Annotated in this window: 15 protein-coding genes; 11 read left to right on the forward strand and 4 right to left on the reverse strand. The window is 64.6% G+C overall.

The window, feature by feature from the left end; genetic code table 11:
* The first annotated feature begins 359 nt into the window (after positions 1-359).
* The 3 genes from CCR82_RS15560 to CCR82_RS15570 are packed head-to-tail and all read left to right on the forward strand — an operon-like array spanning position 360 to position 3988.
* Complete coding sequence (locus CCR82_RS15560) at positions 360-1343, forward strand: MerR family transcriptional regulator (protein WP_242513531.1); 984 nt, start codon at positions 360-362, stop codon at positions 1341-1343.
* Between the two features lie 58 nt (positions 1344-1401).
* On the forward strand, positions 1402-3075 hold the full coding sequence (gene hisF, locus CCR82_RS15565) for an imidazole glycerol phosphate synthase subunit HisF (RefSeq protein WP_201246729.1): 1674 nt from the start codon (positions 1402-1404) through the stop codon (positions 3073-3075).
* A gap of 4 nt (positions 3076-3079) precedes the next feature.
* Positions 3080-3988 (forward strand): COG3904 family protein, encoded by a 909-nt coding sequence (locus tag CCR82_RS15570; RefSeq protein ID WP_338073189.1) that lies wholly within the window; start codon positions 3080-3082, stop codon positions 3986-3988.
* Here CCR82_RS15570 and CCR82_RS15575 read toward each other — a convergent pair.
* Positions 3985-4590 carry a Uma2 family endonuclease gene (locus tag CCR82_RS15575; RefSeq protein ID WP_201246730.1) on the reverse strand — a complete coding sequence of 202 codons (606 nt, stop codon included), beginning with the start codon at positions 4588-4590 and terminating at the stop codon, positions 3985-3987. The genes CCR82_RS15570 and CCR82_RS15575 overlap by 4 nt on opposite strands.
* 142 nt (positions 4591-4732) lie before the next feature.
* On the opposite strand from CCR82_RS15575, the gene CCR82_RS15580 reads away from it, so the two are divergent.
* The 7 genes from CCR82_RS15580 to CCR82_RS15605 all read left to right on the forward strand — a co-directional run bounded on the left by CCR82_RS15580 (position 4733) and on the right by CCR82_RS15605 (position 13886).
* Complete coding sequence (locus CCR82_RS15580) at positions 4733-5878, forward strand: cysteine desulfurase family protein (protein WP_242513537.1); 1146 nt, start codon at positions 4733-4735, stop codon at positions 5876-5878.
* Between the two features lie 148 nt (positions 5879-6026).
* A complete protein-coding gene (locus tag CCR82_RS15585) occupies positions 6027-6947 on the forward strand; it encodes a Druantia anti-phage system protein DruA (RefSeq protein WP_201246732.1) in 921 nt (306 codons plus the stop codon).
* A 207-nt stretch (positions 6948-7154) separates the two neighbouring features.
* On the forward strand, positions 7155-8486 hold the full coding sequence (locus CCR82_RS15590) for a transposase family protein (protein ID WP_201246733.1): 1332 nt from the start codon (positions 7155-7157) through the stop codon (positions 8484-8486).
* Between the two features lie 284 nt (positions 8487-8770).
* Entirely contained in the window at positions 8771-9673 is a 903-nt protein-coding gene (locus tag CCR82_RS15595; protein WP_201246734.1) for a DUF4007 family protein, read from the forward strand.
* Between the two features lie 11 nt (positions 9674-9684).
* Positions 9685-10032, forward strand: a complete 348-nt coding sequence (locus CCR82_RS19160) for a DUF6883 domain-containing protein (RefSeq protein WP_338073190.1) — start codon at positions 9685-9687, stop codon at positions 10030-10032.
* Positions 10032-10259 (forward strand): DUF4926 domain-containing protein, encoded by a 228-nt coding sequence (locus CCR82_RS15600; protein WP_201246735.1) that lies wholly within the window; start codon positions 10032-10034, stop codon positions 10257-10259. The genes CCR82_RS19160 and CCR82_RS15600 overlap by 1 nt, the downstream gene beginning before the upstream one ends.
* Positions 10260-10286: 27 nt before the next feature.
* Positions 10287-13886: a hypothetical protein gene (locus CCR82_RS15605; protein ID WP_201246736.1), complete on the forward strand. Its 3600-nt coding sequence runs from the start codon at positions 10287-10289 to the stop codon at positions 13884-13886.
* Between the two features lie 33 nt (positions 13887-13919).
* Here CCR82_RS15605 and CCR82_RS15610 read toward each other — a convergent pair whose 3' ends face one another.
* The 3 genes from CCR82_RS15610 to CCR82_RS15620 all read right to left on the reverse strand — a co-directional run bounded on the left by CCR82_RS15610 (position 13920) and on the right by CCR82_RS15620 (position 17075).
* Positions 13920-16172 carry a DEAD/DEAH box helicase family protein gene (locus tag CCR82_RS15610; RefSeq protein ID WP_201246737.1) on the reverse strand — a complete coding sequence of 751 codons (2253 nt, stop codon included), beginning with the start codon at positions 16170-16172 and terminating at the stop codon, positions 13920-13922.
* 11 nt (positions 16173-16183) lie between these two features.
* Positions 16184-16801: a class I SAM-dependent methyltransferase gene (locus tag CCR82_RS15615; RefSeq protein WP_201246738.1), complete on the reverse strand. Its 618-nt coding sequence runs from the start codon at positions 16799-16801 to the stop codon at positions 16184-16186.
* 79 nt (positions 16802-16880) lie between these two features.
* Positions 16881-17075 carry a hypothetical protein gene (locus CCR82_RS15620; protein WP_201246739.1) on the reverse strand — a complete coding sequence of 65 codons (195 nt, stop codon included), beginning with the start codon at positions 17073-17075 and terminating at the stop codon, positions 16881-16883.
* Positions 17076-17233: 158 nt separating this feature from the next.
* On the opposite strand from CCR82_RS15620, the gene CCR82_RS15625 reads away from it, so the two are divergent.
* Entirely contained in the window at positions 17234-17647 is a 414-nt protein-coding gene (locus CCR82_RS15625) for an ATP-binding protein (protein ID WP_201246740.1), read from the forward strand.
* Positions 17648-17717 lie beyond the last annotated feature (70 nt).

Consider the following 17717-nt stretch of genomic DNA (forward strand, 5'->3'; position numbering starts at 1 on the left):
GACCCTTGCGACCATGCCCTGCTCTCAGACCCCGGTGGAGTGTTCGCGCCTAGCCATCGTCAGCGCGACTACTGTTGCCTTCCGCCTTTTGAACAACGTCGGCTCCACACCGCTTCTTTCGAGGCTCCATCACACGGCCTAGCCGCCCCCTGTGTACGCTTCGCAGGCGGGGTCGCCCCCGCACCACGCAACACTCGGTTCCGGTGGATGGCCAGTCCTTGCCGGTTCGGGACTCTCACCCGGCGGGTCACGACAAGAGGTTTCCGATTGCTCAACTCATTTGGCGTTCTTCCTCCTCTTCCAGGCTTTGCCTGGCGCAATCAAAATATAGACAGAATATGTACAAAGAGGATGTGGTCTTGATAGATGCCGAACAGCCGTTCAACGGCCAGACCTATCGGATTGGCGCGGTTGCCCGTCTCACCGGGATTCCGCCCGATACCTTGCGCGTCTGGGAGCGGCGCTATGCGGTGGTGGAGCCGATCCGCTCGGAGGCTGGTACGCGGCTTTACTCGGCGCAAGACGTCGGCCGTCTGACGCTGATCAAGCGATTGGTGGATAACGGTGATGCCATCAGTCATATCGCTGCCCTGAATCTGGCGCAGTTACAGGAACGCTCGCGCGGCCTCGATCTCATTCCAGCCGCTGACGCCGATCGCCCTCCCTGCCGTGTCGCCGTGCTTGGGCCGACCCTGCCCACCTTGTTGACACGCGATGAGGCGTATGTCGCAACGCTCGGCGAGGGCGTCGAGCTGGCCGGCGCCTTTGAAGATGAACATCGTTTCCATGCGGCGATCGCCGACCTCAGGGTCGATCTGCTGGTGCTCGAGCGGCCGACGCTGCAGCTCGACCGGATCGCGCAGATCACCGATCTATTCACCGCCTCCGGCGCCACGCGAGGCCTGGTGGTCTATGGTTTCGCGGCGCGCGCGGCGGTCGAGCGACTTGAGTCACAACGCATTGTCACCAAGCGCGCGCCGGTGGATGTGGCCGAACTCGCACGCTGGTGCGCGGCCCTGCACGGCAGCGAGAAGACGCCGACGCCGGAGGCGATCCTCGACGGCGTGGATCTGGGGTCACCCATCCCCCGACGCTTGTACGACAGCGCCACCCTTGCGCGGATTGCGACTGGCTCGCCGACGGTTCGTTGCGAGTGTCCGCATCATCTAGTGCAGTTGGTCTCGAGCCTGGTCGCCTTCGAGCAGTACAGCCGCGAGTGCGAAAACCGCAATACCGACGACGCCGCCCTGCATGCCTTCTTGCACGCGGCCACCGCCCGCGCCCGTGCCACCATGGAAGCGGCGCTAGCCCGGGTAGTCGAGGCCGAGGGCATCGATATCTGATGCGCCCGTCGACTGCTACACTTCGGCTTCGAACGATTGCCCTAGCTCTCTCATACTGATGATCTCGCTTCTCGACTACGGCGCTGGTAACGTGCGCAGCGTCCGCAACGCCATCGCCAATCTCGGCTTCGCGCTGACCGATATCCGCCGCCCGGCCGATATCCTCGCCGCCGACTATCTGATCTTCCCGGGCGTCGGCGCGTTCGGCGCGGCCATGCAGCGCCTCGAGGCGCTCGGCTACAGCGAACCGCTGAAGGCCTATCTGGCGGCGGATCGCCCCTTCCTCGGCATCTGCATCGGATTGCAATGCCTCTTCGAGGGCAGCGAGGAGTCGCCCGGCGTGCCCGGGCTGGGGCTGATCCCAGGTCAGGTGCGCCGCTTCAGCGACCCGCGGCTCGCGGTCCCACACATGGGCTGGAACGGCCTGCGGCCACAACGCGAGGGCGCCCTGCTGGCGGGACTGGAGCAGCAGCGCTTCTACTTCGTGCATTCCTATCATGCCGAGGCCACCGCCGAGAACGCGGCCTGGACGCTGGCCGAGACCGACTACGGCGATGCCTTCATCAGCGCGGTCCAGCGTGGACGCGTCGCCGCGGTCCAGTTCCATCCGGAAAAAAGTGGCGCGGCCGGGCTCGAGGTGCTGCGCCGCTTCCTCAGCGGCGAGGCCGTGCAGGTGTCGGCAGCGGCCAGTTCCACCGACGCGAATGCGGCGTCTCTTCGCCACGCCTCCGCAAGTGTCGAGCCGGGCCATGCTGAGCTGCACCACGCTGGGCCGCACCATGCCGAGCCGACGCAACTCGCCAAGCGCGTGATCGCCTGCCTGGACGTGCGCAGCAACGATGCCGGCGATCTGGTCGTGACCAAGGGCGATCAGTACGACGTGCGCGAGTCCGGCGGCGAGGTGCGCAACCTCGGCAAGCCGGTCGAACTCGCGCGGCGCTACTACGAGGAGGGCGCCGATGAGATCACCTTCCTCAACATCACCGCGTTCCGGGATTTTCCGCTCTCGGATCAACCGATGCTCGAGGTCTTGCGCCGCACCTCGGAGAACGTCTTCGTGCCGCTGACCATTGGCGGCGGCATCCGCGCCTTCACCGATGCCGAGGGGCATGCCTACAGCGCGCTCGATGTGGCCGGTGAGTATTTTCGCTCCGGTGCCGACAAGATCTCGATCGGTTCCGAAGCGGTCGCCATCGTCGAGGCGGTGCGCGCGCGCGGCGGCGGCGACGGGCACAGCGCCATCGAGCAGATCGCCCGGGTGTACGGGAATCAGGCCGTGGTGATCTCGGTCGATCCGCGCCGGGTCTATGTCCGCTCGCCGGAGGCGACTGAGCGACCGGTGATCGAGACCGCAATCCCGGGGCCGAACGGTGAGCGCTTCTGCTGGTTCCAGTGCACGGTCAAGGGCGGGCGCGAAGGGCGCGATGTCGATGCAGTCGAACTGGCGCGCGTCTGCGAGCAGCTTGGCGCCGGCGAGATCCTGCTCAACTCGATCGACCGCGACGGCAGCGGCAGCGGTTTCGACCTGGAGCTGATCAGCGCGGTGCGCGCGGCCGTCGGCATTCCGGTCATCGCCTCGAGCGGCGCCGGCGAGCCCGCGCATTTCTCCGAGGTGTTCGCGCGCACGGGAGCCGAGGCGGCGCTCGCGGCCGGCATCTTCCATCGCCGTGAAGTGCCGATCGCGGCGGTCAAGGCGCGGATGCGCGTGGATCGGATTGCGGTCCGAGACTGACCCGGTGAGCCGCCGACCAGGCCAGGGCGCGCGCGCGCGACGGAGCGGGCATGGCCGGCGGCGACGGCTGTTCGCGGCGTCGATCCTGATCCTCGCGAGCGCGCTGCTCGGCGCGTGCGCCGGACTGCCGCCAGGGAGCCCGCCTCTGCCCGAGGGGCTGGATGTCGATGAATTGCTGAGCGAGATCGCCGCCTGCCACCTGCTGCGCGTGGTGCAGAACGGGGATCGGACGGTGACCGATGCGGTGGTGATCGCGGCGCTGGATCAGTATGGATTCGCGGTCGAGCAGATGATCGAGCGCGCCAATGCGCTGGCGCGGATCGCCGCGAGCCGGCCCGCTCAGCATGAGCAGATGTATGAGATGGCGCGCAGTGCCTGTGAGCATCTGACGGCCTGGACCGGCGCGACCTCCGGGCTGGTGCGCTTTGCCGAGGACGGGGGCGTCGATAAGACCTGGCTGGTGGTCGACGGCGAGATCAACCCGGGCTTCGCCGACAAGGTGATCGCCCGCCTGCGCGGGGAAAAAGCCGTGGGCCTGGTGATCAACAGCCCTGGTGGTTCCCTCTACGAGGCGCGGCGCCTGGGCCGCTGGTTGCGCGAGAATGGGCTGCCGGTCGGCGTCAATGAACTCTGCACCTCGGCCTGCGTCGACGTGCTGGCGGGCGGCATCGAGCGCTATGTGACCGCCAACGCGCGCCTGGGCATCCATCAGAGCCGGGTGCCGGCGCACCTGAGCAGCCACGAGGGCGGACAATTCTCGGTGGTCAGCGCCGCGCTCTATCTGCGCGAGATGGGCATCGACTCCAGCATCGCCTTGGCCGCCGCCGCGGTGCCCAATAACGCGATGTACTGGATCTCGCACGGCGAAGCCCTGGAGACGGGCCTCGTGACCAAGGTCGTCTCCCGTTTTTAACAGGGATCGGTGGCCGGGTCTGGATGCCGATCGGCCGCTTCGAGCACCACATCCTCATACAGATCGGCGATCGAGACCTGCACCCGCAGATCGCCGCAGCCAATGCTGATCGTCCCGTCCTCGATGATCTCGTAGTGCCACGCCCTTTCCGCCGTGAGCCGGTAGCGCTCCACGCGGCGACGATCCTGGGCGATCAAGAGATACTCCTTGAGCGCGGGCAGGCTACGATAAGCGATCAGCTTCTCGCGCCGATCGGTCAGCTCGGTACCGGGTGAGAGGACCTCGGCGATCAGACAGGGCTCGGTCTTATAGAGCGATTCGCGGTCGTTCGGGTCGCAGGTCAGCAAGACGTCGGGGTAGTAGAAGGCCTCGTGTGAGCGCACATGGACCTTCATGTCGCTCATGAAGACCCCACAGGGCGTGCCGCGTGCTGCTGCCCTGAGGTGGAAGGCCAGGTTCAAACTGATACGGTTATGGGCCTCACCTGCCCCCGCCATCGCGAACACGGCGCCAGCGATATATTCATGGCGAATCTCGCTGCGCAGTTCACCGTCGAGATAGTCGTCCACGCTGATGGCGAGGTCTTGAGCGAGCTGAGTCATCGGTTGGTCTCCGGCGCTGATGGCGTGGTGGTCAGTGTCGCGCTGTATGCCCAGAATAATTGAAGCGGAGAAAACAAGCATTCGCGGAAATCGCCCAAGGTATCTTGGCGCTCTTCTAAACGCGGAGAAGACGTTGAACGGTATGTACTTCGATAGCGCCTCGACCACCCCGATCGACCCCGAGGTGGTCGCCGAGATGACCGACGCGCTGCGGTCGCTACTCGGCAACCCCTCCGCCACCGCTCATGGCTACGGGCAGGCGGCAGCGCGCCGAGTTGCAAGCTGCCGTGAGCTGATCGCCGATGCCTTCAGTTGCGAGCCCGACGAGGTCATTTTCACCAGCGGCGCGACCGAGTCCGACAACCTCGCCCTGATCGGCATCGCTCGCGCCTATGCCGAGCGCGGCCGGCATCTGGTCATATCCGCCATCGAGCATCGCGCGGTGCTCGCCTGTGCCGAGCAGCTCGAGCGCGAAGGTTTCGAGATCACTCGGGTGCGGCCCGATGTCAACGGCGTCATCCAGCCCGAGGCCATCGCCGCTGCGTTGCGCCCGGACACCCTGTTGGTCTCGGTGATGCACACCAACAACGAGATCGGCGTCCTGCAGCCCATCGAGGCCATCGCCGAGGTCGCCGCCGAGGCCGGTGTGCTGTTCCATGTCGATGCTGCGCAAGCTGCGGGCAAATACGCGATCGATCTCGACGCCACCCCGATCGACCTGCTCACCGCCTCGGCGCACAAACTGCATGGCCCCAAGGGCATCGGTTGCCTGATCATCCGCAACCGGCGCCAGCTGCGCCTCACACCGCTGATGTTTGGCGGCGAGCAGGAGCACGGCTTGCGCCCTGGCACCTTGCCGGTGCATCAGATCATCGGCTTCGCCAGCGCACTCGCCAAGACCTCACGACGGCGCGACGCCGATCGCGCCCAGGTCACTGCCGTGCGTGATCGCTTCTTGCACACCTTGACCGCCGCTGGTATCCCCGTCATCGTGCACGGCGCCGAGGCGCCCCGCTCGCCCTACATCCTTGGCCTCTCGATCCCCGGCATTCCCAGCGATGCCCTGATCAACCAGCTTGCCGGCAGTCTTGCCCTTTCCTCCGGCTCCGCCTGCAGCTCAGGCACCGTCGAGCCCTCACACGTCCTGCGCGCCATGGGTGTCAACGATCGGGCCCTCTATAGCGCCTTCCGGGTCAGCTTCGACCGCACCCATCGCGTCGAACAGGCCGAGGAGGCCGCGCACCTCATCATCGAGGCTGTACGGCGCATTCAAGACCTGATGCGCTAACCAGCCCTGACGCACGATCTCCAGAGCCTAACCCCAGTAAGGCCTGCCGGGAAGGCGTAAAAAAAGTGTTCGCAAAAGCGGGTAGACACGACGCCGGCGTCGTGAGACGATCGAGTCTGACTCATTATGCAGACCGGATGGGCCTTGCATGCGCGATCAAGACCGCACGACCTGGTGGCAAGGGGATCGGGAGATCACGCCCGAGGATCTCGCCTACATCCGTGCCTTCATCGAACGCTTTCCCGGATTAGCGCGCTCGGAGCTCACCGCCACGCTCTGCGAGCACCTCGACTGGCTCACGCCAGCAGGCCGGCCAAAGATTGACGCCTGCACCAAGCTGCTGGCCCGCCTAGAAGCGGCCGGGCAACTGCGCCGCCCGGCGCTGCGGCAAGAGAAAAGCCATCCCGGCCCACGCGTGCGCGCCGCGCTCGCGACCAGCCCACTGCCCGATCCGCTGCCGACGCTCGCCTGCGCGCTCGGCGCGCTCGGCGGCGTGCGCCTGCGCCTGGCCCGCGAGGCGCGCGATGAACAGCGCTGCAATGACGCCCTCGCGCGCCACCATCCCCTGGGCTATAAACAGCCCTTCGGCTACTGGGCGCGCTACCTCATCGAATCCGCCGAGCACTGGCTCGGCTGTGTTCTGCTCAGCGGTGCGGCCAAAGCCTTGAGCGCACGCGAGCGCTGGATTGGCTGGAGTGACCGGCAACGCCTCGCGAACCTGCCCTGGGTGCTCAATAACAGCCGCTTCCTCCTGTTCCCCGGTGTCATGGTGCCGAATCTGGCCAGCCACGTACTGGGACAGCTGGCCCGGCAGGTCGGCGATGACTGGCAGGCGCGCTGGGGCTATCGCCCGCTGCTGCTGGAGACCTTCGTCGACCCACGCCAGTATCGCGGCAGTTGTTACCGTGGCGCCGGCTGGGAACTGCTGGGGCGCACCAGCGGTGCAGGCCTGGTGCGCCCGGGAAAGCACTATCACACCCACCCCAAACTGCTGTTCGCCAAGCCGCTGCAGGCGGACTTTCGGGCACGCTTGTGCTCCCCTTCACTCCGAGGTCAAACCCAGTCATGAGCCAGCCAAGCCGGCGTCCGGGACGCGAGGACATCAAAGCACAGGCGAGAAAAAAAACGCCAGCGTGCCCAGTTACGCCAACACCAGCGTGAGGCCGGACTGATCCCAGCGCCGACGCCCACGGCATCGAACAGCACCTCCCCTTATCAGAGCATCGACGAAGAGCGCAGCGCGCGCACCGAGGCGGTCTCTTCTCTGATCCTGATCATGCGCCGGATGCTGCCCGTGCTGCTCAAGCGCTTGCGCAAGATCCCCGACCCGAGAAATCCCAAGAAACTCAAGCACCAACTCACCGTCCTGATGCTCTACGGGCTGTTGGCGTTTGTGTTTCAGTATGGCTCAAGACGCGCCGCCAATGCCGAGCTCACCCGGCCGATGTTCGAGCAGAACCTGCGGCTGTTGTTTCCGCAGCTCGAGCGCCTCCCGCATGCCGATACCCTGTTTCGATTGCTCGCGCGCATCGATGTCAGCGCGATCGAGCAGGCGCATCTTGACCTGGTCAAACAGCTGATTCGCAACAAGACGTTTGCCCGCTATCTGATCAATAACTGCTATCCCGTTGGCATCGATGGCACCCAGAAGATCGCCTTCTCGACGCTGTGGGATGAGCATCTGCTGCAGCGGCGTATCGGCCCCAAGGTCGATGCCGACAGCGAGGATGAGCCGTCGTATCAGTACTACGTCTACGTCCTAGAAGCGAGCTTGTGCTTTCGCAACGGCATGGTCATCCCCTTGATGAGCGAGTTTCTCGAGTACGCGCCCGGTGATGGCGAACAGCGTAAGCAGGACTGCGAGACCAAGGCCTTTCACCGCCTTGCCGCGCGCATCAAGACGGCCTTCCCACGCCTGCCAGTGATGCTGCTGCTCGATGGCCTCTATGCCAATGGGCCGATCATGGAGCGCTGCCGTGACTACCACTGGGATTTCATGATCGTGCTCAAGGATGGCTCGCTACCCAGTGTGTGGGAGGAGGTCCGCAGCCTGGGCCACGAACAGCCGGACAACCGCCTACAGCTGCGCTGGGGCGAGCGCGAGCAGCACTTCCAGTGGGTGAATGCGATTCGCTATGCGTATGGACCCAATGCCAAGAAGTCGCTCGAGGTCCATGTGGTGACGTGCCGCGAGCACTGGCAGGTGGTTGATCCCCAAACCGCGGAGATTGTCACCCAGGAGAGCCGACATGTGTGGCTGTCCTCGCGCCCTTTAAGTCGGCTCAATGTGCATACCCGCTGTAATCTGAGTGCGCGCTATCGCTGGGGCATCGAGGGGGCGTTTCTGGTCGAAAAGCACCAGGGCTATGCCTATGAGCATGCCTTTGCTAAGCAGTGGAATGCGATGAAGGGGTACCACTTCCTGATGCGCTTGGCGCACCTCATCAATACCTTGGCGCGCTTCTCCAAGGAGCTCGCTGGGCTGTTCGCTCAGCTTGGGGTGCAGGCGGCGATCGGCTTGATCCGCACGACCCTCACCGGTCCTTGGATCGATCCCGTGGAGATGGAGCAGCGCCTGAACCGTCCGTTTCGATTGCGCTTACGCTGAGGCCAACGCCGCCGTGAGGGTGTCCGCTTGCTCACCGCAGGCGGCGGGGGCCTGTTGCCTCAGGGGGCTTCAGCCTCGATCGGGGTCGGTTTTTTGCCGCCAGGATGGCGCTCATGCTCGCTTCGCGCTGGGGTTGGATGGGAACATCGCCACATTTTCAGCCGATCTTCTGCCGCCTCGGAAGTCGTGCGTCAGGGCTGTGCGCTAACCGCAATGTTTGCGCAAGATGCAAGCGTGGAGTAGCCTACTTGATGGTTTTGATCTCAAGGAGGGGGGAGGTCGCAATGCAGCTCAACCGTCAACAGACCAGCTTTGGTCGCCACGAGACCTTCCCACTGCGGTTCGCCTGGTTGCCCAAGAGCCTGCTTGCGCTGCGCGACGATGCCGCCCTGTTCGACGATCCCGAGTCCGCCATGCGTCGCCTTGGCGTCGGGCGCAACATGGTCAACGCCATCCACTACTGGCTGCGAGTCTGCGGCTTGGTCCATTTCGAGGACGCGACGGCGCGCATCACCCCGCTCGGCGAGGCCCTGCTCGGGCCGGATGCCGATCCCTATCTCGAAGACGACGCCACGCTCTGGATCATCCACTGGCTGATCGCCACCAATGCCGAGCGGGCGACTGGATTCTTCTGGTTCTTCAACCGTTTTGCCGCGCCGCGCTTCACCGAGTCTGAGATCCTCGGCGCGCTGACCGATTTCGCCACCGCCGAGCTGCGCCTGAACCGCGCCGCGACCACGCTCAAATCCGACATCTCGACGCTGCTGCGGCTGTATGCCGCCGTGCCCGGGCGCACCGATGAGCATCTCGACGCGCTGCTCGCACCGCTGGGTCTGATCGAGGCCGATCCCGAAGGTGGTTATCGCAGCCCGCGCGCGCCACGGCCCTTTCTGCCGTTGGTCGCGCTCGAATTCGCACTCGCCCAGCGCTTCGCCGCCGAGCCCGATCAGCCCGCGCTCTCGGTGCGCGGCCTGCTCTATGCCGAGGGCGACTGGGCCGCGCTCGGCGCCGTGTTCCGGCTCAGCGAAGACGGCCTCATGCGCCACCTCGATGCACTGCTCGCCGCCTATCCCGGCCGCTATGAGCTGCGCGACACCGCCGGCCTGCATCAACTCTTCTGGCTCGAGCGCGACCAGCGCCCTGAGCCGCTGGCGGTCTTGCGGCACTACTACACCGGCGAGTCGTAGCAAGGCCAGCTATGAGACTTCCTAATGCTAACCGTGCCGCCATCCGACCAGAAAAGATCACGCACTATTTGTTGTCGGACGACCATCCGGCTGGGCGACATAAAGCCAGATTCTTCAGAGCATGCGGTTTCTCTAAGGCAGCCTGGAAGCAACTTGAGGCAGCTTTGTTACAGCATGCCGTTGAGCATCCGGTCTACGAGGAGCAATCAACGCCCTTCGGCGTCTCTTATGCTATCGATGGCCCCTTGCCGAGCCCAGATGGCCGGGCACCGAGCATTCGTGCCATCTGGTTTCTCGAGTCTGGGCAAAACGCGCCGCAATTTGTGACGGCTTATCCACTGAAAGCTCGGAGGAACTGATGATCAAAGAACTCGATACCGTCGTCCTGACAACCGATCTCGCCGATCATGGCCTAACCACTGGTGATGTGGGCACAGTCGTTCTGGTGCATGGCAATGGTCAAGGCTTTGAAGTCGAATTTATGACCCTTGAAGGTGCCACGCTCACCGTGGCCAGTCTTGGCGCGGCGGATGTGCGTACGGTGGACCATAACGAAATCGCCCATGCGCGGGCGGTGGCCGCCTGATCGATCACTCAAGGCTGATCCGCGACGATGAACGACTTGGCTGATTCCGGCACCGCCGCCGCGCCGCTTGCTGACAGCATTCACATCGAATCCGTCTACACGCGCGCCATCAATCTCGCGCGCGATGGCGACACGCTGGAGCTGGTCGCCGCCTACCGGCCGACCTCGCGCGCGCGCCAATGTCTGCGCCAGATGGCCGCCGGGCTGAGCGCCGAGCCGAGGCCGCGTGCGCTCGCGGCTATCGGACCTTACGGCGTGGGCAAGTCAGCGATGGCGCTGTTTGCCGGCGCCTTGCTGTCCGATCCCGGCAGCGAGGCCCATCGGACCGCCGCGCGCGTCTTACAGGCCGTCGATCCCGAGCTGACCGAGCAGATCAGCCAAGCCCTCAGCGGCACCGCCAGCCATACCACCAGCGGCACCGCCAGCCATGCCACCAGCGGCATCGCCAGCCATGCCACCAGCAGCGCCGCCAGCCATGCCACCAGCAGCCGCAACACCGCCAGCGCCGCTAGCCGCAACACCAGCAGCGACCCAGCCAGCACCAGCCGCGGCTACCTGCGCGTCGGCATCAATGGACTGCCCGATAGCCTGCAGCGCCAGCTCCTGCTTGCGCTCGCGCTCGCCGTCGAGCAGGCTGGGCTGGCCGCCGGCCTGATCCGCGACCTGCGCAACGCCGTCGACCATCCGGTACCGATGGACGCCGCCTTGCAACTGCTGCTGCGAGTCCAACGCGCCTGGGCGCATGCCGGCGGGCGCGGCCTGCTGATCGAGATCGACGAGCTGGGCAAATTCCTCGAATACGCCGCCTACCATCCCGAGCAACGCGACCTGCATCTGCTGCAACTGCTCGCCGAGCACAGCCGCGACCCCGAGCCGATCCCGGTGCAGATCCTGGTGCTGCTGCATCAAGCCTTCGAGCACTATGGCGCGCGCCTCGGCCGCGAACTGCGCGACGAATGGCGCAAGGTGCAGGGCCGCTTCGAGACCATCGCCTTCCTCGAGCCCGCCGAGCAGGCGCTGCGCGTGCTCGCCACCGCTTTTAAGCGCGAGATCGCGCTGCCCGCGCACACCCAGGCCAGCCTCGAGCGTAGCATCCGGTTGCTCGCCGACGAGGGCGCGCTGCCGCACGGACTCGACGCCGACGAGGCGACCGCCTTGTGTGCGCGCTGCTATCCGCTGCATCCCATCAGCCTGCTGTTGCTGCCCACCCTGTGTCAGAAGATCGCGCAGAACGAGCGCACGCTGTTTTCCTATCTCGGCAGCCACGAGCCGTTCGGCCTGCAGGAGCGACTGCGTCGACTGCGGCTCGGTGACTGGGTCTGGCCATGGGACCTCTACGACTACTTCGTCCTCAACCAAAGCACCGCGCTCGGCGATGCCGCCACCGATCACCGGTGGGCCGAGGTGGTCACCGCGCTGGAACGGCTCGACGTCGCCCCGAATGATCCCAACGACCCCGATGCGCCGGCGCTCATCGCCCTGCTCAAGACCATCGGCCTGTTCAACCTGATCGGCGCTCAGCGCGGCTTCAAGGCCAGCCCGGTGCTGCTCGGCGCGCTCTTCGGCAGCCAACTGCCGGCGCTCATCGAGCGTCTGCAGGCCGGCTCCAGCATCCACTTTCGCCAATTCAGCCAAGACTATCGCGTTTGGGCCGGCTCGGACTTCGACCTGCGCGCCGCGCTCGAGGAAGCCCTCGCCGCGCAAGCCGGGCGCTCGCTCGCCGACACCCTCAATGACCTCGCACCGCTGCGCGCCCAAGTCGCCCGGCGCATCACCATCCACACCGGCAACCTGCGCGCCTTCAGCCCGTGTTTTACCGCCGCCGAGCGCTGGCCGCCGGCCGCGGTTGGTTCGCAAGAGCTGCCGCTCTGGTTCTATCTCGCCAGCGAGCACGAAACCACCCCCACCACCGCGCGCGGCGTGCTCGCCCTGTGCTTCTTCACCGAACGGCTGCGCGAAGCCATCGACGAATGGATGGCCCTGTGCGAGCTGCCCAAGCAGCAAGCCGCCCTGCATCAAGACCCGGTCGCCGCGCGCGAGCACCGCGCCTGGCTCAGCCATGCCGAGCAAGAGGCGCACCAGGCCATTCGCGGCCTCATCGCCGCGCCCGAGCAACTGCGCTGGTTCTGCGACGGCATCGAGCAGCCCATCCAGCAGCGCCGCGAGCTGCAAGGGCTGCTCTCCGACTGGGCCGCCCGACACTACCCCAAGGCGCCGCGCCTCAACAACGAACTGCTCAACCGCGACGCGCCCTCGCCGAGCGCCAACCTCGGGCGCAAACGGCTGATCGCCGCCATGCTCAGCGCCGCCGACCAGCCCGGACTCGGCATCGCCAAGACCCCGGCCGAAAAGAGCCTCTATCTCAATCTGCTCGCCGCCACCCGGCTGCATCGCGAAGAACACGGCCGACTCGGCCTCTATGCGCCCGACCCCGAGCACGATCCCTGCCGGATGTGCCCGTTCTGGGACGCCATCACCGCGATGCTCGGCGAGGGCGGCGAGCGGCAAGTGCCGTTGCCCGAACTCTACGAGCGCCTGCGCGGCCCGCCCTTTGGCATCAAGCTCGGCGTGCTGCCGGTGCTGATCATCGCCTACCTGATCGCCCATCAGCGCGATGTGGCGCTCTATCAGGAAGGCGTCTTTTGCGACCAGCTCAGCCTCGAGCACGCCGAACTGCTGTGCCGCCGTCCCGAGCTGTTCGCGCTCGAGCGCTTCGACCTCGGCGGCTTGCGCGGCGAGCTGTTCGATCGCTACATCCACAGCGTTGTCGGGCGCGTGCCGGCGGAGGCCACCCTGCTCGACATCGTGCGTCCGCTGGTCGGTTTCATCAACGCGCTGCCCGAGTACAGCCAGCACTGCGCTGGCCTCTCCGCCACGGCGGGTGCCGTGCGCCGCGCCATCAGCCAAGCCGCCAGCCCCGGTGTCTTGCTGTTCGAGGCGCTGCCTACCGCCTGCGGCACCGCGCCCGAGGTGCTGAACAGCGATGAGCGCGGCGCCATCGAGCCGTTCGTCGACCGTCTGGTTGGCGCGCTGCGCGAACTCAAGCAGGCCTATCCGGCCCTCATGGCCGACTGGCAGGAACAACTCGGGCGCGCGCTGCTCCACGACCCCCCAAGCGAACTTGCGGACCTGCGCCAAGCCCTCGCCGAGCGCTATCGCGGACTCGACGACTTCACCCCGGATCGGCAGGGGCTCGGTGCTTTCATCCGTCGCCTGGCCGATCCCGCCCACAGCAGCGACTCCACCTGGCTCGAATCGGTCGCCACCCTGATCGCCAAGGTGCCGCCGAGCAAATGGCGCGAGGAGACCCGTCGCCAAGCCCTGTTGCGCCTGCGCGAGCGCGCCGAGCAAGCGCGCGACCTGCAGCGCCTGCGCCTCGGCGAGCAGGGCGCCGCCAGCGCCACCGAGGGCGCGCTCTTGCTCAAGCGTGTCGATGCGCAACAGGGCGAGATCAGCCATCTGCTGCACCTGAGCGCTGAGCAACGGCAGCGCGCCATGGAGCAAGCCCGCCAGCTCGCTGCGCACCTTGGCGACATCGGACCGAACGAGCAGCTTGCCGTTATTGCCGCCTTTCTCGAACAACTCGAACCTGACAACGCTCCCGACGACCACCAAGAAGATGAATAGGCATGAAAGTCGGGCACAAGCATCGTTGTGTTTTTATCTCCCAAAATATTCCCTAATTCGCTCGTTGGCCAAATCCCGCAAGCGTTCGCAATCCTGACGCTCTAACCGTTTCCACAACGAGGGCGCGATTCGGACCTGCGACAAATCCCGCGAGTAATCGACAAACCTGCGCTGTGCATACTTCTTGAACGGCATCCCCAGCATCACTTGCTGAATCGAGCTTTCGGTCAACTCCTTGACCCGCGCCATCCGCAGATTGCCTTTCTCGGCCGGCAGACCGCAGTTGAGCCGATCAAGGTAGAAATCCCGAAACGCCAACGTCAGCAGGTGCAGGGAGACCTTGCCTTCCTCATCAACGGTGTCGAGCAGCGCACGCAGAAGCACGGGCTTGTAGCTGGCGCTCATGTCCATGTCTTCGCAGAACTCAAAGAACCGCTCGCGGATGTTGGCCGAGGTGATGGGCTTCAAGCCGAACTGATCAGCGATGGTCTGCTTGCGATCCTTGGCGAAGTAGAAGTAGCGGCGACGGCCCAGGCTGAGGTCATGATCGGGCGTTAGCTCGCCTTGCAGGACTTTGTTGCGCAGGTAGCCTTCCGATGCTGCGAGCTGGCGTTCTAGTTCCGCAACGGGAACCATATCCTTGACGGTGTTTTGCCAGTCGAAGACATCGATTTCCTCGAAGTGCTCGGTCCAGAGGCCGAGGTGAAGGATGAGCGGATCCTGCGGGCCGGTGCGGTCTTCTTCCTCGATGCGGTCTTTGGGAGCGGCGGCAAAGCCACCTGGCCGGTATCGCTGATTGCCGGTGACGCGATGGATATTCCAGCTCTGGTTGTAACGACCGGCGTTATCGACGAAGTCGAAGACCAAGAGGCTATCCTTGCCGGGTGCCTTGCGTGTGCCACGTCCAAGCTGTTGCATGTAGATGATCTTTGACAGGGTTGGCCGCGCCATCATCAAGACCTCGATGTCTGGACAGTCCCAGCCTTCGTTGAGGAGATCGCAGGCGCACAGCATATGCAATTCGCCTTGGGCGAAAGCATCGAGAACCGCATCGCGCTCCTTGTTGGGCATCTGGCCGGAAACGGCGCGTGCGGGGACGCCTTGGGCGCGGTAGCGCTCGGCCAGTGCTTCGCCGTGACGGACATTGACGGCGAAGGTGACGGCTTTGCGTCCGCGCACATGCTCCAGATAAGTCTGCACGATCAGCTCATCGCGCGCCGGGATGGTGATGGCCTGTTCAAGATCCTGGCGGTGGTACTGCACCTCGTTGAAGCGCACGCGGCTGAGGTCGACGTTGGTCTTGACTCGCACGCAGCGGATGGGCACCAGTTCGCCGCACTCGATGGCTTCTTTGAGGCTCAGGCGATGGGCGGTATCGCGAAAGATGTCGAGAATCGATTTGCCGTCCGCACGCTCGGGAGTGGCGGTCAAGCCCAAGGTGAAGACCGGGCGGAAGTAGGCCAGTACCTGCTGGTAGCTGTCAGCGGTAGCGTGGTGGGCTTCATCGATGATCAGATAGCGGAAATGGTTTGGGTCGATCTCGTTCAGGCGGTTGCTGAGCGATTGCACCGTGGCGAGAACGCATTGCGCGTCGGCCTCGAAGCGTCCGCCTTGGATGATACCCGTGGTGGCCTCGGGCCATTGCTCGTTGACGGCACGCTCGGTTTGGCGGATCAGGTTCTTGGTGTGTGCGACATAGAGCACCGGCGCGCCGATGCGTCGGGCGTCTTCGATGGCGGTAAAGGTCTTGCCGGAGCCGGTGGCGTGGCCGAGCAGGGCAATGGTGGTGCCCTCGGCACGGATGAGCGCAAGCCAATCGAGCGCTTCGCTCTGGTGAGTGCGGAGGTTGAAGTCGGCTTTGCAGGCACGTTGTTTAGGCAAAAAATCGTCCATGTCGAGCAGGCCGGGTACCCGCTCCAAGAACAGCGCGAGCTGTTCCTTGACCCGTTCACGGCGTTGGTCCAATTCGTAATCGGTCCAGCGATACACCTGCCAGCCCTGATGGATCAGGCTGTTTTGGCGCAGCAGGTCGTCTTCGTACTTGGTGCGATCGAAGGCTGGTGGCTGATAGTGCGTGGGACCATCGACCTCGAAGGCGATTTTCTTGCTACCGGCACGCAGGGCGAAGTCGATGAATCGAGCGCCGCCGTCGATGTCGAGCACCGGAAACTCGGGCACCAGCAGCTGCGTTTTTTCCAGTCCGAACAGCTCGGCGAAGAGGCTAACGAAGTCGTCCTCGGGTTGGGACGAGGGAAGCGGCGAGGGCGCTGGTGTTTCCTGGGTCATCGGCTAATCCGTTAGATCACGGGGTCTCTAATCGTTCTCAGCAGCAGATTCAGCCAGTGCTCGTGTTCACGACCTGGTCGGCGATCCGCCGTTGTCCAAACATCGACGGGTGCCAGCAAACGGCTTTCGTCCAGCAGGTCTGCCAACAGGTCTTCATCCATGTCCGTAAAGATTCGGTCGTCTCGCGCATGTTCCGCAGTTCCATATTTGAACGAGGCGTAAACGATACCGCCGGAAACCAGAGCGGTGGCAAGCCGTTTCAGCACGCTAGCCAATTCGGCGCGCGGAACGTGCAGCAGGCTCGCGCAGGCCCAGATACCATCAAATTGGGCGCGCCACGGGATATCGTTAAACGCCAAGCAGTAGACGGGCACACCGGCATGCTCGCTTGCCAAGGCGACCAGCGACGGGGACGCATCGAACCCCGTGACCTGATAGCCCAGCGCCCGAAAGGCACGCAGATCGCGCCCGGAGCCGCAGCCGGCGTCAAGGATTGCGCCACCGGCTGGCAGCAGCGGCAAGAAGCGTTGATACAGCGGGATCATGTCGACACCGACGGTTTCGTTGAAGAACGCGCGGGCGTGGCGCTCGTAGTGGGCGACGCTTGCCGTTGTGTCGGATGTTCGCATGTCTATACTCACGGCCTGAAGGATCGACGATCAGACCATCGGCGGAAGCTCGTTGATCGGTCTGCGACTGCGGTTAAGGTCATTCCGCCTGCCTTGAATCCGCTGTGCCGTGCATGTCCTGCTCGGCGATACGCTGACGGGCGAGATGCTTGAGCCAGGTGCCAAGCGCCTTGCCGTCTGTGGCTGCTGCTGCCTTGAAGCGCTCCTTTTCCTCTGAAGAAAGGCGGAAACACACCGGAGGATGGCGTTGGAAGTCAGGAACTTTTTTTGTCATGGGGTATGTACCTTTGCTTTCTATAAGGTACGCTCTTTATGCGTTCCGGTCAGGTGTCCGGCCGCGAGCTGAGGCGCTGAAGCTGCGAGTTGATGTTGCGACAGCAGGCGGTCAAGCGATACGCTCCGACCCTTTTGAACCGTTGCCGGGATGTCCTGATGCTGAACATCCAAACGCTCATCGACGATGCCAAGTGCTTCGAGACGGTGCGCAGGCTGCGCTGGCCAGAGAAGGTGCCGATCGACAAGATGCTGCGCGAGGGGCGCAAATTCGGCCTGTCGCTGATCCTGGCGACTCAGACCACGAACAACTTCAACCAAGAGCAGCGCGATCGGCTGTTCCAGGCTGGGCACAAGCTGTTCTTCAAGCCGGCCGATACCGAGATCGAACGCTTCGCCTCGCTGCTGAGCCAGATCACGCACGATTCCAAGGCGGATTGGTCGCAACGTCTCGCGCGGCTCGAGAAGGGACAATGCTGGTCGCTGGGGCCGGTTGAGACCTCCAGCGGTGCGTTGCAGTTGAAACCGGTGTTAGTCTCGGTGACGGCGTTGGAGGAGCGGGTGTTGGGGTGAGTAACTGCGCTAATCCATGCGCAGCAGCGTCTCAGAGCCAATACCAAGACTGGTGAGCTAAGACGAGCCT

It is taken from the genome of Halochromatium salexigens (genome assembly GCF_016653295.1).
Classification (GTDB): domain Bacteria; phylum Pseudomonadota; class Gammaproteobacteria; order Chromatiales; family Chromatiaceae; genus Lamprobacter; species Lamprobacter salexigens.